Origin of the sequence: Actinoplanes subglobosus, from assembly GCF_042650585.1 — a bacterium.
Taxonomy (GTDB): domain Bacteria; phylum Actinomycetota; class Actinomycetes; order Mycobacteriales; family Micromonosporaceae; genus Actinoplanes; species Actinoplanes subglobosus.
Genome location: NZ_JBHSBL010000012.1, coordinates 26,382 through 52,203 on the forward strand (window position 1 = coordinate 26,382; position 25,822 = coordinate 52,203).

General features: G+C 70.2%; 19 protein-coding genes. 14 read left to right on the top strand and 5 right to left on the bottom strand.

The window, feature by feature from the left end; all coding sequences use genetic code 11:
• The first annotated feature begins 154 nt into the window (after window positions 1–154).
• Window positions 155–4,915, top strand: coding sequence for a golvesin C-terminal-like domain-containing protein (locus ACFO0C_RS11145; protein ID WP_378066514.1), 4,761 nt, complete (start codon window positions 155–157; stop codon window positions 4,913–4,915).
• A 42-nt stretch (window positions 4,916–4,957) separates the two neighbouring features.
• On the opposite strand, the gene ACFO0C_RS11150 is transcribed toward ACFO0C_RS11145, so the two are convergent.
• Both ACFO0C_RS11150 and ACFO0C_RS11155 read right to left on the bottom strand, forming a co-directional pair.
• On the bottom strand, window positions 4,958–5,515 hold the full coding sequence (locus tag ACFO0C_RS11150) for an SMI1/KNR4 family protein (RefSeq protein ID WP_378066515.1): 558 nt from the start codon (window positions 5,513–5,515) through the stop codon (window positions 4,958–4,960).
• A 25-nt stretch (window positions 5,516–5,540) separates the two neighbouring features.
• The gene (locus tag ACFO0C_RS11155; protein WP_378066516.1) at window positions 5,541–6,614 is read right to left on the bottom strand and encodes a glycosyl hydrolase; all 1,074 of its coding nucleotides are present in this window, start codon (window positions 6,612–6,614) and stop codon (window positions 5,541–5,543) included.
• Window positions 6,615–6,795: 181 nt separating this feature from the next.
• On the opposite strand from ACFO0C_RS11155, the gene cysC reads away from it, so the two are divergent.
• From cysC to ACFO0C_RS11195, 8 genes are all read left to right on the top strand, one after another.
• The gene (cysC, locus tag ACFO0C_RS11160) at window positions 6,796–8,316 is read left to right on the top strand and encodes an adenylyl-sulfate kinase (protein WP_378066517.1); all 1,521 of its coding nucleotides are present in this window, start codon (window positions 6,796–6,798) and stop codon (window positions 8,314–8,316) included.
• 91 nt (window positions 8,317–8,407) lie between these two features.
• Complete coding sequence (locus tag ACFO0C_RS11165; RefSeq protein WP_378066518.1) at window positions 8,408–10,114, top strand: Wzz/FepE/Etk N-terminal domain-containing protein; 1,707 nt, start codon at window positions 8,408–8,410, stop codon at window positions 10,112–10,114.
• Window positions 10,111–11,475: a hypothetical protein gene (locus ACFO0C_RS11170; RefSeq protein WP_378066519.1), complete on the top strand. Its 1,365-nt coding sequence runs from the start codon at window positions 10,111–10,113 to the stop codon at window positions 11,473–11,475. The genes ACFO0C_RS11165 and ACFO0C_RS11170 overlap by 4 nt, the downstream gene beginning before the upstream one ends.
• Complete coding sequence (locus tag ACFO0C_RS11175; protein WP_378066520.1) at window positions 11,472–12,701, top strand: hypothetical protein; 1,230 nt, start codon at window positions 11,472–11,474, stop codon at window positions 12,699–12,701. The genes ACFO0C_RS11170 and ACFO0C_RS11175 overlap by 4 nt, the downstream gene beginning before the upstream one ends.
• A gap of 2 nt (window positions 12,702–12,703) precedes the next feature.
• Entirely contained in the window at window positions 12,704–13,582 is an 879-nt protein-coding gene (locus ACFO0C_RS11180; protein WP_378066521.1) for a sulfotransferase domain-containing protein, read from the top strand.
• 68 nt (window positions 13,583–13,650) lie between these two features.
• Window positions 13,651–15,084, top strand: a complete 1,434-nt coding sequence (locus ACFO0C_RS11185; protein WP_378066751.1) for a lipopolysaccharide biosynthesis protein — start codon at window positions 13,651–13,653, stop codon at window positions 15,082–15,084.
• A complete protein-coding gene (locus ACFO0C_RS11190; protein WP_378066522.1) occupies window positions 15,081–15,815 on the top strand; it encodes a methyltransferase domain-containing protein in 735 nt (244 codons plus the stop codon). The genes ACFO0C_RS11185 and ACFO0C_RS11190 overlap by 4 nt, the downstream gene beginning before the upstream one ends.
• Window positions 15,816–15,849: 34 nt before the next feature.
• A complete protein-coding gene (locus ACFO0C_RS11195) occupies window positions 15,850–16,800 on the top strand; it encodes a glycosyl hydrolase (protein WP_378066523.1) in 951 nt (316 codons plus the stop codon).
• Here ACFO0C_RS11195 and ACFO0C_RS11200 read toward each other — a convergent pair.
• Window positions 16,790–17,164 carry a glyoxalase gene (locus ACFO0C_RS11200; RefSeq protein ID WP_378066524.1) on the bottom strand — a complete coding sequence of 125 codons (375 nt, stop codon included), beginning with the start codon at window positions 17,162–17,164 and terminating at the stop codon, window positions 16,790–16,792. The two genes, ACFO0C_RS11195 and ACFO0C_RS11200, sit on opposite strands and share 11 nt — an antisense overlap.
• Window positions 17,165–17,275: 111 nt before the next feature.
• On the opposite strand from ACFO0C_RS11200, the gene ACFO0C_RS11205 reads away from it, so the two are divergent.
• Window positions 17,276–17,881, top strand: a complete 606-nt coding sequence (locus ACFO0C_RS11205) for a DUF4262 domain-containing protein (protein WP_378066525.1) — start codon at window positions 17,276–17,278, stop codon at window positions 17,879–17,881.
• Window positions 17,882–18,306: 425 nt separating this feature from the next.
• On the opposite strand, the gene ACFO0C_RS11210 is transcribed toward ACFO0C_RS11205, so the two are convergent.
• Entirely contained in the window at window positions 18,307–19,230 is a 924-nt protein-coding gene (locus ACFO0C_RS11210; protein ID WP_378066526.1) for a WecB/TagA/CpsF family glycosyltransferase, read from the bottom strand.
• 62 nt (window positions 19,231–19,292) lie between these two features.
• Here ACFO0C_RS11210 and ACFO0C_RS11215 point away from each other — a divergent pair, with 62 nt between their 5' ends.
• The 4 genes from ACFO0C_RS11215 (at window position 19,293) to galT (ending at window position 23,068) form a co-directional block, all read left to right on the top strand.
• A complete protein-coding gene (locus tag ACFO0C_RS11215) occupies window positions 19,293–20,225 on the top strand; it encodes a sulfotransferase (protein WP_378066527.1) in 933 nt (310 codons plus the stop codon).
• Window positions 20,225–21,139: a glycosyltransferase family 2 protein gene (locus tag ACFO0C_RS11220; protein WP_378066528.1), complete on the top strand. Its 915-nt coding sequence runs from the start codon at window positions 20,225–20,227 to the stop codon at window positions 21,137–21,139. The genes ACFO0C_RS11215 and ACFO0C_RS11220 overlap by 1 nt, the downstream gene beginning before the upstream one ends.
• A gap of 70 nt (window positions 21,140–21,209) precedes the next feature.
• Entirely contained in the window at window positions 21,210–21,986 is a 777-nt protein-coding gene (locus tag ACFO0C_RS11225) for a DeoR/GlpR family DNA-binding transcription regulator (RefSeq protein ID WP_378066529.1), read from the top strand.
• Window positions 21,983–23,068: a galactose-1-phosphate uridylyltransferase gene (galT, locus tag ACFO0C_RS11230; RefSeq protein WP_378066530.1), complete on the top strand. Its 1,086-nt coding sequence runs from the start codon at window positions 21,983–21,985 to the stop codon at window positions 23,066–23,068. The genes ACFO0C_RS11225 and galT overlap by 4 nt, the downstream gene beginning before the upstream one ends.
• 81 nt (window positions 23,069–23,149) lie before the next feature.
• Here the strand turns inward: galT and adhE are convergent, their stop codons facing one another.
• Window positions 23,150–25,792 carry a bifunctional acetaldehyde-CoA/alcohol dehydrogenase gene (gene adhE / locus ACFO0C_RS11235; RefSeq protein WP_378066531.1) on the bottom strand — a complete coding sequence of 881 codons (2,643 nt, stop codon included), beginning with the start codon at window positions 25,790–25,792 and terminating at the stop codon, window positions 23,150–23,152.
• Between the last annotated feature and the right edge of the window lie 30 nt (window positions 25,793–25,822).

Below are 25,822 nucleotides of genomic sequence, written 5' to 3' on the forward strand. Positions count from 1 at the left end.
GTTTCTCAGCCCGCTCTCAGTTTCACTCCCGACACGTGTGACTCAGGACACATAACCGGGGGCAGCCGAACCTCCTTGAAATTGATGGAATCTTTTCCTCCGCAATCAAGATCATGGATGCGCTCGGCGCGTTCGTGCGACTCGGGACAGGTTGATGCACACCAAACACACGGGGATCCTGCGCCGGGCCGGCGCTGTCGGGCTGACACTCAGCCTGGCTGCGGCCGTCGTCGGTGTTCCTATTCCAGCCGCGGCCGCGCCCCCGGCCGCTCCGGCGCCCACGCCGGACCCGGCTGTGACGATCGATCTACGGGACGATCCGGAGAAGAACACCGTCGATCCGAGCGTCCGCGACAAGGTTCTGCGGCCCGGCTGGAAGAAGTCGTCCGATGTCGCCTGGACCCTCAACGGCGACGCGAGCGGCCTGCACGTCCTGGCTGCGACGGCACGGACGGGCTACACCTGGGAGACCGTCACCACCCTGGCCGAGCCCGGCTTCGACGCGGACTCCTGGATCGGGAACGCGTGTCTCACCGGGTCCGGGCGCAGGCTGGTGGTCGTCTACGCGCCGCGGACCTTCACCAACAAGCCTGACCTGTTCGATCGCGGCGGATTCACCGCCACCGTCGATCTGACCAGCGGCAAGGTGACCAAGCTGGCCGTGCAGACCTCGCTCGCCTACTACAACCCCGGCTGTGGCGCCGCCGAGACCGCTGTCCTGAGCCAGTACGGCGGCGAGCGGGTCGACGACCCGAACCAGCCCGTGCAGAGCCGGATGTTCACGCTCGACGCCGCGAAGGGGAAGCTCTCTGCGCCCATCGTGCTGGAGACCGAGCTCAGCTCGCCAGTGCCGGTGGGTGACAAGGTCGTCGCGGCCGGCGGGAGCGGGCTCGTCGAGGTGGACCGTTCCGCGAAGATCAAGCGGCTGGCGGACACGGACGGCGTAGCCTTCCGGCTCGTCCCGGACGCCTCGGGGAACGTCACGTTCATGGACAGCGCCGAGGACCTCGTCCGTGTCAAGCGCCTGCCCCGCCGGTCCGGCGCGAAACCGGCCAAGCTCGCCGAGGGCCCGGAGGCCGAGATCGGCCTGGCTCGCGGCTCCGGTGGCCGGTCCTTCGTCACCGGCACCACCACCCACATTGCTGCCCTGCCGTCCGGGGTGCGGCGCCTCTCTGTGCCCGCGAGCAGCGAGGTCTCGGCCACCGGTGACCTGGCACTGACCCGTGTCCGGTCGGCCGGGACCGAGGACCCCCGGCTCCGGCAGCCGGACCCGTCCGCGGCCGAGCCGGCCCGCATCGACGCGGTGGCGCCGGCCACCGGTTCGGCGCTTCAGTTCGACGTGGTCACCACCGAGGAGGCCACGGCCACCGCCGCAGAGAACGCGGCCGCCGCCAAGGGCCTGGAGCCCAGCCCCGCGCTGGGCTCCGCAGCTCCGCAGGCGCGGGTGGCCTCGGCCGGCTCGCCGTCCGAGGCGTCCGAGGGGGTCGACGAGCGGTACTGCGCGGTCGCCCGCAACGATCCGCAGAACCAGGCGATCCAGCCGAAACCGCGCCAGGTGGAATGGGCCGTCGACCAGGTGATCACCGGCTCGCTGGACCTGCGGCGCGAGGCGAACTGGAAGAACCTCGGCATGCCGGCCTACACCCTCCGGCAGTACTTCCCTCGCATCGAACTGGTGACCGGTGGACGCATTCCCGCCCAGATCATGCTCGGCGTCATCGCCCAGGAGTCGAACATGTGGCAGGCGGCCCGGTACGCGCTGCCCGGTGTGACGGCCAACCCGCTGATCGGCAACTTCTACGGCCGGGACATCTACAACAGCACCGGCGACGACGACTGGGACATCCACTGGGCGGACTCCGACTGCGGTTACGGGCTCACCCAGGTCACCGACGGCATGCGGCTGGCCGGTAAGGAGAAGACCGACGACGCCGGCAACAAGGTCGAGACCTCACTGGACTACCAGGTCCAGCGGGCGGTCGCGCTCGACTTCGCGGCCAACGTGGCGGCCGGCGCGCGGATCCTCCAGGACAAGTGGAACCAGACCTACCAGGCCGGGCTGAAGGTGCACGACGCCAACCCGGCACACCTGGAGAACTGGTTCTTCGCGCTCTGGGCCTACAACTCCGGGATGTACCAGAAGAAGGCCACCGGCGAGCCGTGGGGCGTGGGCTGGCTGAACAACCCGATCAACCCGCGTTACGACCCGCAGCGCAAGGCCTTCCTCGAGATCACCTACGACGACGCCCGCACGCCGCAGAAGTGGCCGTACCCGGAGAAGATCCTGGGCTGGGCCGGGCACCCGATCACGTCGGCCGAGTCGCCGACCACGGACGTGGCCGGTTACCGGGCGGCCTGGTGGTCCACGACCGACGCCCGGTTCAAGGCCAAGCCGGACCGGAAGGTCTTCTGCAACGTGTCCAACGACTGCGACCCGAACGCGTCGGTGAAGCCGAACGACCCGGACGTGCAGAACGAGCCGGCCGGTCCCTGCCTGCACAAGAACGCCAGCGGGTTGTACGACCTTCGGTGCTGGTATCACGAACCGGTCGCTTGGAAGGGGCCGGCCGGTGACGGCTGTGCCTCCGACATCTGCGGCGCCATCGGTCAGGCCTGCGGCACCTGCGGCAACGAGGTGCTGCGGTTCGACCCGGGTTACGCCTACCAGGACGACGGCACCAGCTTCCCCCCGAAGTGCGACACCTCGGGACTGCTGCCGGGCGCCAAGGTCATCGACAACATCGAGAAGACCGTGCCATTGGTACGGCCATGCGCGCGGGACTGGACGGACGGCGGCGACTTCTCCCTGAACTTCGCCTCCGACTCCTCGGGGCTGTATCCGTCGAAGGTCGACCTGCACCAGATCGGCGCCGGGTTCGGTGCCCACTTCTGGCGTGGTCACACCCGTCAGCCGGGGCACCTCGGCGGGAAGCTGAAGGTCAGCGGCACGTGGAAGCTGGCCGAGTCGATGACCGGGTGGACCCGGATCCAGGTCTCCGTCCCCGACCACGGCGCCTGGAGCCAGCAGGCCAGGTACGTCATCGATCTGGGCAACGGGCAGACCCGGTACCGGGTGGTCAACCAGACCTGGCAGCAGAACCGCTGGGTCGACCTCGGGGTCTTCCCGCTCTCCGGCCGGGCGAGCGTGACGCTGACCAACGAGACCCCGGACGGCATGGGCAGCGACAGCATCGTCTTCGACGCGGTCGCGTTCACGCCGACGTCGAAGCCGGCCGCTCAGTACGTGGCGCTGGGTGACTCGTACTCCTCCGGTGAGGGCACCGCCCCGTACGACCGCAACAGCGATGTGAAGCGCGGCAACGGCGGGCCGACCGACAACAACGCCTGTCACCGCTCGACCACCGGGGCGTACCCGCGTCAGATCAAGCTGCCCGGATCCGATCAGACGATCGAGCAGCAGGCGGCGGCCGGGCAGGCCTCCTTCGCGTTCCTCGCCTGCTCCGGCGCGACGACGACAGCCGTGGCCACCGAGGCGGTGAACAATCCGCCCGCGGCCTCGGACTCGGCCGGGCACACCGACTGGGGGTCGGCGAGGTTCCAGCACGGCGAGATGACCCAGGTCGATCAGGGGTATCTCGACGTGGACACCACCCACGTGACGATCTCCATCGGCGGCAACGACGCCCGGTTCGCCGAGGTGCTGCGGGGCTGCATCCTGCGACTGGCCGACGGGTGCGAGCTCGACGACTACAAGCTGACCCGCAACAACGACAAGGTCGACCCGGAAGCGCTCAACGTCTACGAGACCAAGCTGATCAGGGACTGGCTGCCGGCGAAGCTCAAGGCGACCTATCGTGCGATCCACCGGCGGGCCCCGAACGCGAAGATCGTGGTGGTCGGTTACCCGCAGATGCGGCCGGACGAGGAGGCGAACGGCACGTGCTGGGGCATGAGCGGGGTCACCGGCGTGTTCCTGAACGAGCTGACGCATCACCTGACCGCGGCGACCATGAAGGCGGTCTCGGAGATCCACGACGAGGGTGTCGACATCCGCTACATCAACTCGACACTGCGGTGGCGCATCGTCGAGGACGACGAGAGCAAGCACTGGGCCTGCCAGAACATCCTGTCCGGTGAGGACGACGCCCGGTGGACCGAGGCGGTGCTCGGCAAGTCGGAGGACGGCAGCGGGGACTCCGATCCCGGCGCCGGGAGCTGGCACCCGAACTCCACGGGACAGCAGCAGATGGCCTACATGGTGAACTCGGTGCTCCGCGGCGACAGCCCGCTCGAGACGATCAAACAGCGGATCATCGACTATGTGGACACTCGCCGGGGCGACCGCTGGACCATCACCGACGCACAGGCCGCCGACGCGGCGCAGCGATGCCTCGACCTGACACGTCGCGGCGGCATGTTCGACGACCCCTGCATGAAGATCGCGATCTTCTTCCCCACGATCGCGGACGCCGCCAGTGCGACCCGTAACGACGACGCGGGCCTCAAGCGCTACCCGGCGTGGGTGGTGCAGAACTTCGCCAGCAACGAGGAGAAGGAGAAGAGCTGGGCACGGGGCTGGCTCAACGAGCCGCGGTTCGGTCAGACGACGTGCCCGACTCCCCGGCCCGCGGGCTCGGACGGGTTCCCGATGGAGTGCGACGAGTTCCCGTTCTTCGCCTCCGAGCAGGGTGTCGCCTGGGCGTTCCACACCGGCGGTGAGGACGCGCCGATCAGCACGCAGCTCGGCCTGACCCTGAAGACGGAGAACGGTCAGGAGGGCGCGGTGCTGAACGGCCTCTCCAAGAAGAAGGAGTGCAACGTCAAGTCGGCCATCTGGAACACCCAGGCATGGCCCGGGTTCGTCCCGGAGCTGTACGCCAACGGCACGCCGTTCCTGACGGTCCCGCTGGTCGCGGACGTCCACCAGACCAACAAGTCGTTCTACATCTGCTGATCGAACGCCGGGAGGCCGGAACGGATCCGGCCTCCCGGCGGCTCACATGAGACCGCGGAGACGACCGTCGGCGGGGTGAACCCCGCTCTCCAGCAGGCCGGTGAAGGTCTCCACCGCGGCGGTCCAGGATGGAGCGCGGACGGTGTACGGATCGTCGGGCACTTTGGTCCAGCGGCGCACCTCCGACCGCTCGGCCCGGGGAGCCCCGCAGGTGGCGAAGAGGTAGCTGCCGTCGAAGTGCACGACGGGCAACCACTCGGGCAGCCAGCGGACCTCGTCGTCCTCCTCGAACTCCTCGGTCAGCTGAACCATGAGGTCCCGGTACCGCAGCGCCTCGGACAACGACAGCAGCTCCCAGGGACCGGCACCCAGAAGGCTCTCCGGTCCCAGCGATGTGCCGGCGATCCGGCGCTGCACACCGTCATGCCATCCCCACCATCGGCGTAGCTCGGCCGGGAGCACCAGTCCGGCCGTGGCCTCGATCGTCTCCAGCTCGGTCTCGGTCAGACCGGGAGCGAGGTGATCCGCGATCGGGGTGCGGTGGGTCTGCCAGGCCGACCGAAGACGCTCGAATACGACAAGGTCATCGTTGTCAGGCATCCGGACATCATGGCATGTCACCGCATCAGCCGACGGACACCTGGAAGACCGGGAGCCGGCCGAGACGGCGGTACTCGCGTAGCGCGTCCGGTGTGCTGTCCACCGACGAGTCCTGGCCCTTGTGGTTGGACGGGGTCTCGAAGTGCACCATCGCCTTGATCTTCGGGAACCGGTTGATCTGCTCGCCGACCTCGCGGTAGAACTCGGCCATGTGGTCGGGGTTGCGCTTGGAGAACCAGACACCCCACTCGGCGACCATGAGCGGTTTCCCGGGGTGCCGGCGGGTCACCCAGTTGTAGAACCCGGGCCAGTGCGGCTTGCTCGCCGACCGGCGGTTGAGCAGCTCGTCGAAGTCGCCGTGGCCGTACCCGGGGTCGCTGTAGGAGTAGGTGTCGAAGCCGATCCAGTCGACCACGTCGTTGCCCGGGTACATCTGCTGGAACCAGCTCTTGGTGGTGTGCGGCACGTAGGCCATGTGGACCAGAACGGTCACCACGTTGTGGGCGCCCCTGGCGCGCAGGCGCTTCACCACGTGCCGGAACATGGCCGCGTAGTCGCGGGCGGTGTAGCCGGAGCCGGCCCGCTCGCGGACCTGGTCCTCGGCCTCGTGGTGGATCGCGAAGAAGAACTTCTCCCGGTAGTTCTGCCGGATGTGGACGGCCAGCCGGTCCAGGAACCGGTCGGTGGCGCGGTCGCCGCGGGCGATCCGGGCCCAGGTGGTGCTCTCCGGTTTCCAGTTGAGCAGCAGGATGCGCTTGCGGCCGGGCTCGCGGGAGATGGCGATCTCCTGCTCGGTCGGGAAGACCCGCCGGATGCCGCGGTGGTAGGCGTGGAAGATCGCCTGGTGCCGGCCGGTCTTGCGCTCGAACTCGGAGAGCGCCTGCACGCCGCGGGCCTCGGTACGTGCTCCGGGCGCCACTCCCCAGAGGATGCCGCAGGTGGGGACCAGCCTCGACCCGGTACGGCAGGCGCGCTCCCCGGGCTCCACCGGATAGTTCGCCGGAGGCTGCAGGCCATCGGTGTACGCCCAGGAGAGCGTCGCCGTCATCGACACAGTGATGGCCATGGTCAGGGCGACGAGTTGCAGGGACTTTCTCACAAGGGCCGAGTATCAAAGGATCACGGCAAAATGTCCAGTATCATCATGATTTAAACCAGAAAGAATGTTTGGCAGCTTTCATCCTTACCGGGGAGAGATCAGGATTGGACTGAGATCCCGACTCGACCGGTTCGACAGCGCCTGGGAAACTGTCCCCCAAACAGCTTCAGGGGGATTCGAAGTGAATGGTTCGGTACTACCCGAGGACGTCCTCCGGGACGCGCCCTCCTTCACCCCGCGCCCCTATGAGCTGGCCGACCTCGAGCTGCTGCTCTCCGGTGCCTACGCTCCCCTGACCGGGTTCCTGGGCCGTGCCGACCTGGCGTCCCTGGCGCGTCGCGGCCGGCTCGCCGACGGCACGTCGTGGCCGGTGCCGGTGACGTGCGAGGTCCCCGGAGAGGTGGCGTCCGCACTGGACCCGGCCGACCCGGGGCGCCGCACGCTGGTGCTGACCGACCCGGAGGGCGCACCGGTCGCCGCGATCGAGGTGGCCGACGTCTGGCGGACCGGGGAGAACCGGTTCGGCATCGGCGGCCCGGTGCGGCGGATGGGCGACGGCGGGCACGGCCCGTTCCAGCGCCTGCGCCGCACGCCGGAGGAGGTCCGGGCGCTGCTCCCACCGGGCCGCGTGCTTGGCGTCATCGCCGACCGGCCACTGCACCGGCCGCAACTGGCGCAGATCGCGCACGCTGCCCGTACGCTGGCTGCTCATCTCTTGATTTTGATCCCGGTCAGCGGGCCGGGGCCGGACGGCCTGCCGCCGGAAGCGCTGGTCCGCTCGATCTTCGCGGCACGCGACCGGATGCCTCCGGCGACGGTTGTCGCGGTGCCGCTGCTGACCCGCGGCGACGAGATGCGCGACGCGCTGCTGCGGGCCCGGGTGGCGTCCGCCTATGGCGTCAGTCACGTGCTGTCCACCGGCGACACCCTTTCCGGGGCGGGTGTGCGCGTGCTGGTGCCGCGCGAGCTGGCCTACGACAACCGCGACGGGCAGTGGCGCTGGCGCGACGACATCCCGCCGCGCAACCGCCGTCTCGCGATGACCCCGGCCGAGATCGACGACCTGCTGGACCGGGGTTTCCCGCTGCCCGAGTGGCACACGCCGCCGGCCGTGGCCAAGGAGCTGTCCCGGGTGCGCCCGCCGCGGCGGCACCGCGGCCTGGTGGTCTTCTTCACCGGACTGTCCGGTTCGGGCAAGTCGACGATCGCCCGCAACCTGGCCGACGCCATGCGGGAGAACGGGGATCGCACCATCACGCTGCTCGACGGTGACGTGGTGCGCCGCGAGCTGACCGCCGGGCTGGGCTTCAGCAAGGCCGACCGGGACCGTAACGTGCGCCGGATCGGCTGGGTGGCGGCCGAGGTGGGCCGGCACCGGGGCATGGCGGTCGCCTGTCCGATCGCGCCCTACGAGGCGGCCCGTGCGGCGGCCCGGCAGATGGCGGTCGAGGCCGGTGCCGGGTTCGTCCTGGTGCACGTGGCCACGCCGCTGGAGGTGTGCGAGAGCCGGGACCGCAAGGGTCTGTATGCGCGGGCCCGGGCCGGGCAGTTGCGCGGAATGACCGGCATCGACGACCCGTACGAGGAGCCGACCGATGCCGAACTGACCGTGGACACCACCACGATGACAGTTCCGGAAGCGGTCGAGATGGTGCTCAGTCATCTGGTCGAAAACGGTTGGGTGGAGCCCAAAATGGGATAAACCCATCACTTGCGGCGGGAGTGCGACGTTAGCCCTTCGGGGCGAAACGCCCAAACCGACACTCTTTTCCCGGAAGGGCCGCCGAGGACTGATGGAACCGTCTCGCCCCTCATCCGATCTCTCGCACTACCTCGGTGCGTTCCGCCGCCACTGGTGGATCGCCCTGGTGGCCACGGGTGCCGGCCTGGGTGGCGGCGCGGTCCTGACACAGGCCATGCCGAAGGTCTACGAGTCGTCCGCCTCGGTGCTCGTGGAGTCGGTCAGCCAGGACACCAACGCCGAGGGCGGCCGGACCAAGGGCACGGTCAACCTGGACACCGAGGCGCAGCTGGTCGGGTCCGGCGCGGTCGCGGTGAAGGCGGCCGGCCTCCTCCGCACCGACGTGTCCCCGATCGAGCTGGCCAAGTCGGTGTCGGTGCAGGTGCCGGCGAACACCACCGTCCTGGTGATCACCTTCAAGGCGGACGACCCGCGGAAGGCGCAGGCCGGGTCGCACGCGTTCGCGGAGGCGTACCTGCGCAACCGCGAGGAGACCGCCCGTTCCCAGTTGGACAAGCGGATCCGCTCGCTGAACCTCAAGGTCCGGCAGCTCACCACGATGCTGGCCGGGATCAACGGGAAGCTGGCGGCGGCCGCCAAGGGCAGCTCCTCCGAGGGCAACCTGCAGAGCCTGCGCAACAACTCGCAGAACCAGCTCAACTCTCTGACCGGGCGGCTCAACGAGCTGACCACCACGATGGTCGGTGGCGGCAGCATCATCAGCGACTCCCGCCTGCCGGAGGAGCCGACCAGCCCCAACGCGTGGCTCAACATCGGCACCGGCGGCATGCTCGGGCTGCTGCTCGGGCTCGGGCTCGCCTACCTGCGGGAACGGTTCGACCGGCGGCTGGTCACCCCGTCCGACGTCCGCGACCGGGGCCGCGTGCCGGTACTCGCGGCACTGGACGAGCGCAGCACCCCGCACTTCGACGACGTGCTCCAGCCGTACGGCCCGGGTGGTCGAGTCTTCAACCGGCTGCGCAACGAGGTGCTGGCCTCCCTGGACGAGGACGACCAGGTCATCGTGGTCACCGGGACCAGCCGTGGCTCGGCGAGCACGCTGGTCGCCGCGAACCTGGCGGCGGCGCTGGCGCGTACCGGCAACGACGTGGTGCTGATCGGCGCGCACCTGCCGGACAGTGTGATCGACGCCGCGCCGCTGGCGCGGATGTTCGGCGTCTCGGCGATGCCCGGCCTCTCCGATCTGCTGGCCGGACGGGTGAGCCTGTCCCGCGCCCTCCAGCGCACCCCGCGCATCCCGTCGCTGCGGGTGATCACCACCGGGGGCGCGGCCACCGCGGCCGGGCTGATGCAGTCGCAGCGGCTCAAGGACACCCTGCAGGCACTGCGCAAGCAGAGTGGGTACGTGGTGATCGAGGCACCGTCGACGAGCAGCAGCGCCGACGCCCAGAGCCTGGCCAGCCTGGCCGACGCGGCGATCCTCGCGGTCGAGCTGCGCCGCTCGAAGCGGCCCGCCCTGGTGGACGCCACCGAGCAGATGCGCCGGGTCGGCACGAAACTGCTCGGCACGGTCGTCATGCCCCGGCTGCCCGCCATGCGGCCGAGTGACCTGATCGCGCCGGCGGTCACCCTGCCGGCCCCCGACGAGACCGAGACCGAGATCGACATCGAGGACGACGGCGCGACGCAACCGCTGGCCTATGCCGGCCGGCAGCGGCCCGGTGACCGGGACGACGTCGACGCCACGCCGGTCGCCGACCTCACCAGCGCGGGCGCCGCGGAGGGCGACGACAAGTGACAGCGGTCGCGGCGGCAGCGCACGCCGGGCCCGCCCCACGACCCACCAAGAACCGCACGCTCCCGTCCTGGCCGGTCGCCGGCATCCTGCTGCTCTATCCCCTGTGGTGGGCGCTCGGCCTGGGCGTGCTGATCTTCCCGATGACCGCCGTGGCGATGCTGTTCCTGCTGATCCGGCGACGTGCGGCGGGCCGCACGCTGCGGATGCCGCCGGGCTTCGCGTGGTGGGCGATCTTTCTGATCGCGGTGGTGGTGAGCATCGCCGCGCTGGGCGCGGACCCGGCGGGCACGGTTCCGGAACGCGCGAGCGAGCGTCTGGTCGCCGTCGTCTACAAGCTTTCGATGTACGGGTCCCTGACCGTCCTGCTGATCTACGCCGGAAACCTGACCGAGGCGGAACTGTCCCGCCGCCGGTTGGTGCGGCTGCTCGCCGGGATGTTCGTCCTGACCGTGGCGGGTGGGCTGCTCGGCATGGTGGCCGGGAACTTCGAGTTCACCTCGCCGGTGGAGTGGCTGCTGCCGTCGGGCGTACGCAACAAGGGTTTCGTCCGGTCGCTGGTCCACCCGTACGCCGCGCAGATCATGGACCTGGTCGGCGGGGAGAAACCGCGCCCGGCCGCCCCGTGGGGTTACACGAACACCTGGGGCAACAACTTCTGCCTGCTCGCGCCATGGCTGGTGGTGGCCGCCTGGTGGACCCGCGGCTCCGGCCGGAAGCTGCTGGCCGTGCTCTGCCTGGCCGTCTCGGTGGTGCCGGCCGTGGCGTCGCTGAACCGGGGCCTGTGGATCGGCGTCGGGCTGCTGATCGCCTACGTGGCGGTCCGCTACGTGCTGGCCGGGCGGCTGTGGATCCTCGCCGCGCTGCCGGTGGCCGCGGCCGCGCTGACGGTCGCCATGATCGCCACCCCGCTCGGTGACACCGTGCAGGCCCGGCTGGACAACGGCAAGTCCAACGGGGTCCGCTCGTTCCTCATCGACAAGGCCCTCGACGGGTTCACCGGCTCCCCGGTGATCGGCTACGGCGGCACCCGCAACACCCTCGGCGGGCGCAACTCGATCACCGTGGGCGAGAGCGCGGGCTGCGAACGCTGCGGCAACTTCACCGTCGGCGGCAACGGGCAGCTGTGGCAGCTGATCTACGCGCACGGCGCGGCCGGCACCGTCGGCTATCTGGGTTTCTTCGCGTACGGCCTGTGGCGCTTCCGCCGCGACCGGAGCCCGATCGGGATCGCCGGCAGCGCGGCGCTCGTGACGTCCTTCTCTGCGATGCTCTGGTACAACTCGCTGGTCACCCCTCTGGCCTTCATGGTTCTGGCATACGCGCTGCTCTGGCGCAACTGGACAGAGGGGAACAATCATTGAGCCCGGTCAAGACCGCCCCCGCGGAACTGACGGTAGAGGACGCCGCGCTCCGGACGCAGTACCTCACCGAGGTGCTGGCCCTGCTCTACCCCGAACCGTGCCGGACGGACGGGTCTCCCGGCCCGCTGGTCGCCGAGTACCTCGTCGTCCCCAATCTGCACCGCCCCCGGCTGCTGGTGCCGACGCTCTCCCCCACGGTCGCCGCGGCCGCGGTACGCCGTTACGCCGAGCCGCAGTCCCGGATCGGCCGGCTCAAGCGCGACGCCGTGGTGGCCGCCGTGCACGCCCGCGCCACCGGCCTGCTCTTCCGGGACCGGATCCGGGTGACCGGCCCGGTGTCGGCCGGCATCGACGGCCACCTCAGCGACGCGCTGCGCCGCGACCTGGCGGTGAGTCTCCACATCGGCCCGGCGCGGGCCAACCGCAAACCGGTGCTCCAGTTGCTCAGCCCGGACGGCGACACCTTCGCCTTCGGCAAGCTGGGCACCGGGCCGCTCACCCGCAGCCTGGTCAAGTCGGAGACGGCCGCGCTCACCGCGCTCGCCGGCAGCGGGCTGAGCAAGCTGACCGTCCCGCGGGTACTGCACGCCGGCACCTGGCGCGGCATGCAGGTGCTGGTGCAGTCGGCGCTTCCGGTCTGGCTGCCCCGGGCTCCGCTCGCCCCGCGCCGCCTGACCGCCGCGATGATCGACATCGCCACCTGCTGCGGGATCACCTCCGGACGGCTCACCGGCAGCGGCTACTGGCACGAGCTGCGCGGACGGCTCGCCGCGGTCGCGGACCGGCCGGAGGGCGCGGGACTGGCCGCCGCCGTCGACGTGCTGGCCGCGCACAGCGGCGAGACCGCGCTGCGGTACGGAGCCTGGCACGGCGACTGGGCCCCCTGGAACATGGCGAACCTCGCCGAGACGCTGCTCGTCTGGGACTGGGAACGATTCGCCACCGGCGTGCCGCTCGGCTTCGACGCCATCCACCACGAGCTGCAGAAACGCATCCAGTCCACCGGTGACGCCCGGGCCGCGGTCGAGGCGACCGTGCTCCGGGCCGACGAGCTGCTCGCCCCGTTCGGGGTGGCGCCGGTGGCCCGCGAGATCACCGCCCTGCTCTACCTGGTCGACCTCGCCGTCCGTTACCTGACCGACAAGCAGGCCGAGGCGGGCGCCCGGCTGGGCGTACTCGGGACCTGGCTGTTGCCGGTGTTGATCCGGCGCGTTGAGGAGCTGTAACCATGCATGTTCGCAACCTGCCGTCGCCGGTGAAACGGGTGGTCCACCTCGGGTCCCGTTCCTACGGCCGGCTCACCGCGGAGAGCCGGATGCTGCCGTCGTTCCTGATCTGCGGCGGACAGCGGTGCGGGACCACGTCGCTGTACCGGGCGCTCGCGGCACACCCGGTGGTACTCAAGGCGGTGCTGCACAAGGGCGTGCACTACTTCGACACGTCCTACCGGCGCGGGCCGGAGTGGTACCGCGGGCACTTCCCGACGCTGCGCAGCGCGGAACGGGTCGCCGAGAAGTACGGGGTACGCGCACAGACCTTCGAATCCAGCCCGTACTACATGTACCACCCGCAGGCGGCCGCCCGGATCGCCAGCGACCTGCCGTACGCCAAGCTCGTGGTCCTGGTCCGCGACCCGGTCGAACGCGCCTTCTCGCAGCACCACCACGAGGTGGCCCGCGCCTACGACACCGAGCACGACTTCGGGTCGGCGCTGACCCTGGAACCGGCCCGGCTGCACCGTGAGGAGGACCGGCTCGCTCAGGATCCCGCCTACTACAGCTTCGCCCACCAGCACCACGCGTACCGGGCCCGTGGCGAGTACGCCCGCTACCTGAGCGTGATGGCCCAGCACGTCGGCCGGGAACGGATCCACGTGGTGGAGAGCGAGCGTTTCTTCACCGAACCGGCCGACGTCTACGACGAGGTGTGCCGGTTCCTCGGGCTGCCGACGGGACTTCCGCTCCCCCGGTTCGAGCAGCACAACGCCCGCCCGCGGCAGTCCGACATGGACCCGGGCCTGCGCCGTGACCTGAGCGACTACTACCGGTCGCACGACGAGGCGCTGGCCGGGTGGCTGGGGCACACCCCGGTGTGGCGCCGCGGGTGACGGCGGACACCACCACACCGGCCCCGGAACGGGCGGCTCGCGGCGCGGCCCGCGGCGGACTGGCGAACATCGCCGGCTCGGCGCTGGCCGGCGGCACCGGAGTCGTCGTCACCTGGATCGTGGCGCGGGCGCTCGGGCCCGAGCAGGCGGGCGCGTTCTTCGCCGCGACGGCCGCGTTCGTGCTGGTCGGCGGGCTGTCCAAACTGGGCACGAACACCGGCCTGGTCTACTGGCCGGCCCGCCTGCGGGCCACCGGGCAGCACCACCTGCTGGGCGCGTGTCTGCGGTCCGGCCTGCCCCCGGTCGCGGTGGTCTCGCTGGTCCTGGCGGTGACGATGTGGCTGGCCGCGCCGTGGATCGCCCACCTCACCGCCGGCGAGTCGCCGCAGGTCGTCGCCGATCACACCACCGGGCTGCGGGTCCTCGCCGTCTTCGTGCCGTTGCAGGCGCTCACCGACGTGCTGCTCACCGTCACCCGCGGCTATCGGAGCATGCGGCCGACCGTGCTGCTGGACCGGGTGCTGCGCAGCGGGCTGCAACTGGTCGCCGTGGGGGCGGCCGGGGTGGCGGCGATGGGGGCGGCCGCCTCGCTGCCGGTCTTCGCGTTCGCCTGGGCCGCGCCGTATCTGCCGGTGGCGATCCTGGCTGGATTCGCGGCGCGGAGGGCGTACACCTCGGGACTCGATCGGGAGAAGCGCGGCACCGGGACCGAACGACGGCGGCTGCGCCGGGATTTCTGGATCTTCACCGCGCCGCGGGCGGTGGCTGCCGTCGCGCAGCTCGCCCTGCAACGGGTCGACGTGCTGCTGGTCGCGGCGCTGGGCGGGCTGGCACCGGCCGCCGTCTACGCGGTGGCGGGCCGGTTCGTGGTGCTGATCCAGTTCGCCAACCAGGGTCTGTCGCAGTCGGTGCAGCCGCGGCTCGCCGAGGCGCTGAGCACCGGTGACCACGCGGCCGCGCGGCGGCTCTACCAGATCGCGACCGGCTGGCTGGTGCTCGTCACCTGGCCGATCTGCCTGCTGGTGATCGCGTTCGCGCCTCGCTACCTGCGCCTGTTCGGCGAAGGCTACGCCGCGGGCGTGCCGGTGGTGCTCGTGCTGGCCTCCGCGATGCTGGTGGCGACCGGCTGCGGCATGGTCGACATGGTCCTCGCGATGGCCGGCCGCACTTCGGCGAATCTCGGCAACGTGCTGATCGCGCTGACCGTCACCATCGGCCTCGACGTGCTGCTGATCCCGCGGTGGGGCGCGCTCGGCGCCGCGGCCGGCCTGGCCGGGGCCATGGTGGTCAACAACCTGCTGCCCCTCGCGCAGGTCTGTCACGGCACCCGGATGCACCCCTTCGGAACCGGCACCCTCTGCGCGGCCGCGCTGGCGATCGGGTGTTTCGGCTTCGTCGTTCTCGTCCCGGCGGCTGTCGTGGCCGCCGTTCCGGCCTACGCCGCGGGAGCGTGGCTGCTCCGCGGCCCGTTGATGCTCGCCGCATTCAGGAGGAAGAGTTGACCAGCGACTACACCGCGGTGTTCCAGGACGCCGAGGCGGTCGAGAAGTACGAGACCGTGACGTACGCACCGGACAGCTACGCGTCGCGGATCAACGACCGGCAGCGCGACTACCTGCGGTCGCTCGTGCGCCGGGAGTTCGTCGAGAATCCGCCGGTGCACCACGACTTCGCCTGCGGCACCGGGCGGGCGATCCGCGCGCTGCACGGCCTGGTCCGGGAGGCACACGGGTACGACACGTCGGCCGAGATGCTGGCGAAGGCGGCCGATGTCGGATCACGCGCCTACTGGCACCGGGTGACCGGTGACGGCCCCGTGCCGCAGCCGGTGGCGGCCGGCTTCCCGGCGGTCGTCACGATCTTCCGGCTGCTGCTCAACGTGAACGAGGGCGTCCGGGACCGCGCCCTGGCGTTCGCGGCCAAGGTGCTGCCGCACCGCGGGTCGGGGCTGCTCGTGGTGGAGAACCACGGCAACGCCGGATCGGTGCGGCACCTGCGGGCCCGGCGGCACGACGGGGAACGCTGGTTCGCCGAGCTCTCCCACACGCAGGTGGAGAAGCTGCTGGAACGGCACGGCTTCGAGATCGTGGAACGGCGTGGCTTCTCCATGCTCACGCCGTCGCTGCACGACAACCGGATGGCCCGGCTCGCGGACGCGGCGGCGCGGCGTCTGCCGGGTAGTGACGGGTACGCGGTGAACGTGCTCTACACGGCGCGGCGGATCCATGCGTAGGCTCCTTCTGGCCTTTTCGGCATCGTTGATACTCGTGGGCGGCTGCTCGGGTGGTGACGAGCCGCCGCCACCGGCCCCCTCGCCCGACCTGTCGGCGCCGCCGCGCGCGGTCGCCGTCAACCCGGGACCGTTCGAGGCCGGGCCGTTCGAGCCGCCGGAGAAAGGGGCCTACTTCGGCGCCTGGATCAAGCCGGACGAGCTGACCCACGTCGGGCGGCTCACCGCGGTCGGCGGACTGGAGGAGTCGATCGGCCGGCGGCTCGACTTCATCAACACCTACCGGCGGTTCGACCAGCTGATGGGTACCCCGTCGGACCAGGCGTTCCTCGCCGACGGGGCGAACCTCATGATCAGCTGGGCGACCGGGGACAATCGGTCCATCCTGGCCGGCGAGCACGACGAGCTGATCCGGAAGCAGGCGGTCGCGATCCGGAAGATCCGGAAACCGGTGCTGCTGCGGATGCGGTGGGAGATGGACCGGCCCAACCTCCAGGCCACCATGTGGTCCGGCGAGGACTACATCGCCGCCTGGAGGTACGTCCGCAAGATCTTCCGCGAGGAGCGGGCCGAGAACGTGTCCTGGGTGTGGTGCCCGACCGCCGAGGGGTTCATCCGCGGCGACGCCCCGGCCTTCTACCCCGGCGACGACCAGGTCGACTGGACCTGTGTCGACGTCTACGCCGGCTTCGAGTTCCAGCCGATCGGGACGCTGATGGGACCCTTCCTCGACTGGGCCGCCCAGCGACCGAAACCGATCATCATCGGCGAGTTCGGTGTGGCGAAGGCGTGGGGCTCGGAGTCGCGGGCCCAATGGCTCAAGGACGCGGAGCGGACCTTCAAGGTCAACAAACAGATCAAGGCCGTCGCCTATTTCGAGTCCGACCCCGAGGGCAACGGGCCCAACCAGCAGTTCCAGCTCAGCGGGGACAAGCGGGCCTTCCGGGCGCTCAAGTCGCTGGGCCGGGACCCCTATTTCAACCCGTGATCCGCTCCAGGAACTCCAGCCGGTTGCCGTGCGCGTCGGCTGAGTAGAGCCGCCGGTGACCCGGGAAGTGTGGATCCCACTCGACCGGGTGGCCGGCGGCCTCCAGCGTCGTGGCCAGCGCGTCCAGGCCACTGATCAGCACGCCGGGATGCGCCTTGCGGGCCGGGGCGAAATCGGGGACCGGCGAGAGATGCACCTCCCAGCCGCCGCCGCGGAACCAGCAGCCACCCCGCGCGGCCAGCACCGGCGGCTTGACGATCTCGGCCATCCCGAGCACGCCGCTGTAGAACGCCCGGGCCTCCCCCTCACCGCCCGGCGGGATCAGCAGTTGCACATGATGCAGGTCGTCGATTCGAAACCCCATGACCAAACCCTAACAGTACGGCCGTACGGTTAACCAGCCGCCGAAAAATGTCGTACGTGTGTTCCATAGTGAGCTCAGTCAGCCAGGCCGAGCCCAACGGGGGTGTCCGCGGTGTCCTACCTCGACGACTTCTTCGACGAGCAGAGCGAGATCATCGAGAAATTCGGCTGGGCCGTGGTGCACGTGGTGCCCGCCGACGACGACCCTCCCGACGCGGTGCCGTTCGCCTACACCGTCGGCCTCACCGGTTACGGGTTTCCCGAGCTCACCATCGCCGGGCTGCCCCCGGAGACCGGCCATGTGCTGCTCAACGAGGTGGCCGGGCGGGTGTGCGACGAGGGCCTGCTGCTGCGCCACGGGCATCGCCTCCGCGGGTTGCTCGACGACCAGGAGGTGCGGGTGGTGGCCGGCGAGATCACCGAGACGCTGTTCCCGGGCGCGGCGCTGATGCGCTACGGCGACGACCGGGTCCGGCTGCTGCAGCTCGTGTGGCCCGACCCGGGTTCGCGGTTCCCGTGGCAGAGCGGTTACGACGCATGCGACTACCCACAGCCGACCATCGGCGCCCCGATCACCCACGCGGGCCGCCGGTGCGGCACGTTCCGCGGCATTCCCGGCCCCCGCTCACGCCGGGCGGCCCGTTCCCCTTTCACCCCACCCACATCTCCGCCCCGGTCTTCCGGCGGCGAGGGAAGCAACCGTGAGGACCCGAAATGACGACACCCACCCTGCCCACGCTGCGCTTCACGGCCGCCCCCACGGTCGCGGCCACCCACACCCGGGCCGTCGCGGCCTCCCCTGCCCGCCCATCCGCCTCGGCAGCCTCGGCCGTTACGGCAGCCTCGGGCGGCGGGCTCACGCCGCCGCTGCCTGTTCTCCGTTTCCGTTCCGCTCCGGCCACTCCGCGGGCCGGATCCATTGAGGCACCGGCGGTTCGCAGCGCGAGGGCGCCCTTCCCCACACTCCGTTTCCTCGCCGGTCCGCCCGGAGCGGAGGGCCCCGATCGCGAAAGTTGATCGCGGGCCGCCAGCCCCGCTCACGGCGCCCCTCCGCTACGCGCCCTTGGCCGATTCGCCACCGCTTCCGGTGGTCTCGAGGTGATGGGCACGGACCAGCGGTGGGGATCCGGGCCCGGGGTGAGGTCAGGAGCGGCGGGTGCGTCGGCGCGGGGCCCGGGCAAGCAGGCGTAGGGCGTAGGGGGCGTCATGGCGGAGGTATCGGCCGGCCAGGCGGCGGGGTTCGACGCCGAGGCGGTGGGCCCATTCGAGGCCGGTGCGCTGCATCCAGCGTGGGGCGCGCTCGATGTCACCGGCGACGAAGTTGACGGCCGCGCCGCACCCGACGAACCAGGTGTTCGGCAGGTCGGGGCGGAGGCGTTCGATGACGAGTTCCTGCTTGGGGAAACCGAGGCCGACGAAGACCAGGTCGGGCCCGGTCTCCACGACGGCCGTGCAGAACTCGGCGTAGGTGGCCTCGTTCTCCTCGAAACCGAATTCGGGGCTGAGGGTTCCGGCGATCCGCAGGCCGGGGAACGTGTCGGCGAGCCGGGCGGCGGCACGGGCCGCGCCGTCCTTCCCGGCGTTGCGGGCGGCTTTGACCGCGGCGGCGGCACCGAGGGCCGCTTTGACGGCCGCCGACGTGACGCCGGGCTGGTCCGATGCCCGGCTGCCGGGGCCGGTCGCGGGCGGGTTGCGGCGCAGCGGCGGCCGGGCGGCGGCCGGGGCGCCGCCGATCACGAAGACGGAGCGGCCGTCGCGGCCGAGGCCTTCGGAGAGGGACCAGATGAGGCTGCTGCCGGCGACCCGTTCCGGGAGGGGCACCCCGCCGAGCCGGCTGGCCCAGATCAGCGGCATCCCGTCGGCGACGATCAGATCGGCGTCGTCGAGGTGGCGACGGAAGCCCGGATCGGCGGAGACCCGGCGCAGGATGTCGACGTTGGGGGTGATGATCCGGCCACCTCGCCCGTGTGCCAGCGACTCGCGGACGACGGCCACGACCTCATCCTCGGTAATACGGTCGATACCGGTGCCATCCAGGTGTACTCGGTCGAAAGCCTCGATAGACACCTAACGCCTCCTTTTCCCTGCTTCACTCGTTACCACAGCGAAACGAGCAAAGGCGGGCCAAAGTGGCACAAGTGCTGTTTCTGGGAGGATTCGGACGAAGTGGGACAACTCTCGTCGAACGTCTGCTCGGGGAACTGCCCGGGATGTGTGCCCTCGGCGAGGTCGTCCACCTGTGGCAACGCGACGTCCGGGACGACGAGCGCTGCGGCTGCGGCGACCGGTTCTCCGGCTGCGACTTCTGGCGGCGGGTCGGCGATCTGGCCTTCAACGGCTGGTCGAACGTCGACGTCGACCGGGTGCACACTCTCCGGGACGCGGTCGAGCGGACCCGGCACATCCCCCGTCTGGCCTCGGCCACCTCCGCCTCCGGCGAGGTCCGCGAGTACGCCTCGTACTACGCGCGGGTCTACGCCGCCGCCGCCGAGGCCGCCGGTGCCCGTGTGGTGATCGACTCCTCGAAGCATTCGGCGCTGGCTCACGTGCTGCGCTGGGCCGACGACGTCGACCTGCGGGTGGTGCACGTGGTCCGCGACGCCCGCGGGGTGGCCTACTCGTGGACCAAGACGGTGGCCCGCCCGGAGACCGACGGCGCGGACGAGATGACCCGCTACTCCCCGGGCCGATCGGCGCTGCTCTGGAACGCACACAATGCCGCGTTCGGCCTGCTCGCGCGGCGCGGCGTGCCGGTGCGGCGGATCCGCTACGAGGAGTTCCTCACCGATCCGCGGGCCGGCCTGATCCGCCTGGCCGACTTCGCCGGAGTCCCACTGCACCCCGAGGATCTGGAGTTCCTCCGCAACGGGCACGCGGATCTGCGGGCCGGCCACAGCGCGGCGGGCAATCCGATGCGCTTCACCGTCGGCCGGCTGCCGCTGCGCCGGGACGACGCGTGGGTCGACGCACTTCCGCGGGCTCAGCGCCGGTTGGTGGGCGCGGTCTGCGGACCCCTCCTGCGGGCGTACGGCTACCCGATCACCATCACATCGGAGGCGTGATGAACTGGCCGTCGGTAGGGGTCGTGATCCCCACCCGGAACCGTCCCGAGCTGGTGCGCCGTTCGATCGCCGCGGTGCGGGCCCAGCGTTATCCGGGCGAGCTGAAGGTCGTGGTGGTGTACGACCAGACCGAACCCGACTACCTGCTGGCGTCGACGGACGGCGTACCGGTGCTGGTGTTGAGCAATTGGCGCGCCTCGGGGCTGGCCGGGGCACGGAACACCGGCCTGCTGGCGCTGGACACCGAGCTGATGGCGTTCTGTGACGACGACGACCAGTGGCTGCCGGACAAGTTGCGCCGTCAGGTGGCCGCGCTGCTGGCCGAGCCGGAGGCCGAGTTCGCGACGTGTGCGATCGAGGTGGAGTACGAGGGCCGGTGCACGTCGCGGCTGGCCGGCCGCCCGCGGGTGACGGTGGATGATCTGGCCCGGTCACGGATGGCGATGCTGCATTCGTCGTCGTTCCTGATCCGGCGGGAGGCGCTGGATCCGGAGCGGGTCGGGCTGGTCGCCGAGGACGCGCCGGGCAGTCAGAACGAAGATTGGGACCTTCTCCTCAGGGCGGCCCGTCGGGCGCCGATCGTGCACTTGGACGAGCCGCTGGTCCGGGTGTTGTGGGGTCGGACCTCGCACTACGCGTACGAGTACGCCACCAAGATCTCGTCGCTGCGCTGGATGATGCAGCGGCACCCGGAGATCAGCGGTTGCCGTCCGGGCGCGGCGCGGGTCTACGGCCAGCTGGCGTGCTGGTCGGCGGCGTCCGGCAACAGGAGTGCCGCGTGGCGTTACACCCGGGAGGCGATGCGGGCGAACTGGCGCGAACCTCGTGCCGCGATCGCCTTGGCAGCGATGACGGGAGCGGTCAAGGTGGAGAACGTCCTTTCAGCGCTGCACAAACGGGGCCGTGGTATCTGAACTCACCCTTTCGCACGCACCCGATCACGCGGTACTGTTCGAGTGTGTTCGAAATAGTGCGGTCCACCTGATGCTGGCCCAGCAGAGACAGGCGGCGATCCTCGACCGGGTGCGCGCCGCCGGAGGCGTCCGGGTCACCGAGCTGGCCACCGAGTTCAGCGTGTCCGACATGACGATCCGGCGCGACCTCGAGGCACTGGCCGATCGCGGTTTGCTGGCGAAGGTACATGGCGGCGCGACCACCGTCAGTCCCGGATCGGCACACGAGCCTGGTTTCACGGCGAAATCGGTGCGCGAGCGCGGGGAGAAGGCGGCGATCGCCCAGCGGGCCGCCGCCCTGGTCTCACCCGGCGACGCCATCGCGCTGTCGGCCGGCACCACCACCGCCGAGCTGGCCCAGCGCCTCGTCGACGTCCCGGCACTGACCGTGGTGACCAATTCGATCCCGGTCGCCGACGTGTTCTACCGGGCCGGCCGGCCCGACCAGACCGTGGTGCTGACCGGCGGGACCCGTACCCCCTCGGATGCTCTCGTCGGTCCGGTCGCCGTCGCCGCCGTCGGCACGCTGCACCTGGACATGCTGTTCCTCGGTGTGCACGGGATGAGCGAGCGTGCCGGCTACACGACGCCCAACCTGATGGAGGCGGATGTCAACCGGGCCCTGGTCGAGGCGGCCGAGCGCCTGGTCGTGCTCGCCGACCACACCAAGTGGGGCACCGTCGGCATCTCGTCGATCGTGCCACTCGCCCGCGCGCACGTCCTGATCACCGACGACGGGCTGGACGACGACGCCCGCGCCCTGCTGTCGGAAACCGTCCCTGAACTCGTGGTGGTGAACCCCCAGTGACCCCGACCCGCTCGAGCGTCCGTCTCTCCGACGGCCGTGAGCTGTTCTACTACGACGAATCCCCCGGCAGCAGCCGTTCGTCGTTCCCGGACACCCGCAAGCTGCCGCCGCCTCCGCCGGCCTCGCAGCTGCGGTACGACCCGTTGACCGACGAGTGGATCGCGGTCGCGGCACACCGCAACACGCGGACGTTCCTGCCGCCTTCGGACGCGTGCCCGCTGTGCCCGACGAGCGAGCGGTTCGCCAGCGAGATCCCGGCGCCCGACTACGACGTGGTCGTCTTCGAGAACCAGTTCCCGTCGTTCTCCGACCGGATCGTGCCGGACGAGATCACCCAGGTCACCGACATGGTGCCGGTGCGTCCGGGGCACGGCCGGTGCGAGGTCGTCTGCTTCACCAGCGATCACAACAGCGCCTTCGGGTCGTTGCCGGTCTCGCGTGTCCGTACCGTCGTCGATGCCCTTGCCGACCGCACCGCCGAGCTCTCCACGCTGCCGGAGGTCGCGCAGGTCTTCCCGTTCGAGAACCGGGGCGTCGAGATCGGCGTGACGTTGCACCACCCGCACGGGCAGATCTACGCCTATCCGACGGTGACACCGAAGACGGCTGCCTACCTCCGGGCCGCGAAGCGGCACTTCGAGAAGACCGGACGCAATCTGTACGCCGACGTCCTCGCCGCCGAGCAGGAGGCGAAGGTGCGGGTGGTCGCGTCCAACGACCACTGGACGGCGTACGTGCCGGCCGCCGCGCGCTGGCCCTTCGAGGTGCACGTGGCCCCGCACCGGCACGTCGCGGACCTGCCCTCGCTGACCGACGCCGAGCGTGACGCGTTCGCCCCGCTCTACCTCGACGTGCTGCGCCGGTTCGACGGGCTGTTCGGCAAGCCGATGCCGTACATCTCGGCGTGGCACCAGGCGGTCACCGGTGAGGGCCGCGAGCTGGGCTATCTGCACCTGCAGGTGTTCAGCATCCGGCGCGCGGCGGACAAGCTGAAGTTCCTGGCCGGGTCGGAGTCGGCGATGGGCGCCTTCGTCAACGACATCGTCCCGGAGGCCGCGGCCCAGCGGCTGCGCGACATCTGACAGGCGCGGCGTCCGACACGTCGATGGGGAGGCCCGGGACAAGGCCTCCCCATCACTTCAACGAGTCATGTCACCTCGGGGTCACTCCCCGTAGTAGGCGTTCCTCATGATCCGCTTCATGTCCTCCAGCATCGGCATCCGCGGGTTGGCCGGCGCGCACTGGTCGAGGTAGGCGTTCATCGCCTGCTGCGGCAGCGCGGCCAGGAACTCCTCCTCGTCGACACCGGCGCCCTTGAAGGACGGCGGGATCCCGACGGCGTCCCGCAACTTCTCCACGGCGCGGGCGTACGACTCGACGCCCTGCTCGGGAGTCTCGGCGGGAAGGCCGAGGTGCCGGGCGATGTCCTGGAAACGCTCCGGGGCGATGTAGCGCTCGTACTTCGGCCAGCTGTTGAGCTTCGCCGGCACGGTGCCGTTGTGCCGGATCACGTGCGGCAGCAGGATCGCGTTGGTCCGGCCGTGCGCCACGTGGAAGCTGGCACCCAGGGTGTGCGCCATCGCGTGCACGATCCCGAGGAACGCGTTGCCGAACGACATGCCGGCGATGGTTCCGGCGTTGTGCATCTTCTCCCGGGCCAGCGGGTCGTCGCCGCCCTGCTTAACGGCACGCTCCAGGTTCTGGAAGATCAACTTGATCGCGTGCAGGGCAAGGCCGTCGGTGAAGTCGCTGGCGTAGACCGACACGTACGCCTCGGTGGCATGGGTCAGCGCGTCGAAGCCGCTGTCCGCGGTCACCACCGGCGGCAGGTCCTTGGTCAGGTGCGGGTCGATGATCGCCACGCTCGGGGTGAGCGCGTAGTCGGCCAGCGGGTACTTCTGCCCGGTGGCGGTGTCGGTGATCACCGCGAACGGGGTCACCTCGGCGCCCGTACCGGAGGTGGTCGGCACGCAGACCAGCTGCGCCAGGTTGCCCAGGGTGGGGAACTTGAAGGCCCGCTTGCGGACGTCGAAGAACTTCTCCTTCATGTCCGCGAAGTCGACGTCCGGGTGCTCGTAGAGCAGCCACATCACCTTCGCCGCGTCCATCGGCGAGCCACCGCCGAGCGCGATGATGGTGTCCGGGCGGAACGAGCGCATCAGGGCGGCGCCGGACCGGACCGTCTCGATGCTGGGCTCCGGCTCGACCCCGTCGATGATCTGGATGGTCACCGGCTCCGGGCGCTCCCGCAGCACGTTGCTGATCCGGTCCACGTACCCGAGCTTGGTCATGGTGTGGTCGGTGACGATGGTGACCCGGCTGACCTCGGGCATGTCCCGGAAGTAGCGGATGGCGTGCGGCTCGAAGTACATCTTCGCCGGCACCTTGAACCACTGCATGTTGTTCGTCCTACGGCCGATGCGCTTGATGTTGAGCAAGTTGAGTGCGGAGACGTTGTCGGAGACCGAGGTGTGGCCGTAACTGCCGCACCCCAGGGTCAGCGACGGGCGGAAGCCGTTGTAGATGTCGCCGATGCCACCCTGTGAGGCGGGTGCGTTCCAGATGATCCGGACCGCCTTCATCCGCTGCCCGAACCGCTCGGCCAGGCCGGCCTCCTTGGCGTGCACGACCGCGCTGTGCCCCAGCCCGTGGAACTCGACCATCTGCTCGGCGTACCGGATGCCCTGCTCTTCGTCCTCGGCCTTGAGCAGCCCGAGCACGGGGCACAGCTTCTCCCGGCTCAGCGGCTCGGCCGGGCCGACCTCGCTGATCTCGGCGAGCAGGATCGAGGTGTCCTCGGGCACGCTGAATCCGGCCTGCTCGGCGATCCACACCGGCGACTGACCGACGACGGCGGCGTTGAGCTTCTCGCCCACGCAGTCTTTTCCGTCACCGTCCGGCGGGAAGATGAAGTCCTGCAGGAGCTTCTTCTCCTTGGCGCTCACCACGTAGGCGTGCAGGCGCTTGAACTCCTTGATCGCCTGCGCGGCGATCCGCTTGTCCAGGATGACCGCCTGTTCGGAGGCGCAGATCATGCCGTTGTCGAAGGTCTTCGAGAGCACGATGTCGTGCGCGGCGCGGACCACGTCGGCGGACGGGTGTACGTAGGCGGGCACGTTGCCGGCGCCGACACCGAGGGCCGGCTTGCCGGTCGAGTAGGCGGCCCGGACCATCGCGTTGCCGCCGGTGGCCAGGATGGTCGCGACGCCCGGGTGGTTCATCAGCGCGGACGTGGCCTGGATCGACGGCTGCTCGACCCACTGGATGCAGTTCTCCGGGGCGCCGGCCGCGATCGCCGCGTCCCGGACCACCCGGGCCGCCTCGGCGCTGCACCGCTGCGCGTTCGGGTGGAAGGCGAAGATGATCGGGTTGCGGGTCTTCAGCGCCAGCAGAGCCTTGAAGATCGTCGTCGAGGTCGGGTTGGTGACCGGGGTGACCGCACACACCACACCGACCGGGTCGGCGATCTCGGTGATGCCGTTGATGTCGTCGCGGTGGATGATGCCCACCGTCTTCATCCCGGCCATGCTGTTCGTGACGTGCTCGCAGGCGAAGATGTTCTTGACGGCCTTGTCCTCGAACACGCCCCGGCCGGTCTCCTCGACCGCCAGGCGGGCCAGTTCGCCGTGCTTGTCCAGGGCCGCCACCGAGGCCTTGCCGACGATGTAGTCGACCTGCTCCTGGGTGAAGTCCGCGTAGGCGATCAGCGCCTTCGCGGCGTTGCCGACCAGGCCGTCGATCTCGTTCATCTCGCTCCCCTTCGTCACCTCAATCTTCAGCAACGCGCCGTCATCGGCACGCTGCACAAAGGCATGATCCGAGGGGTCCAAGGTCCC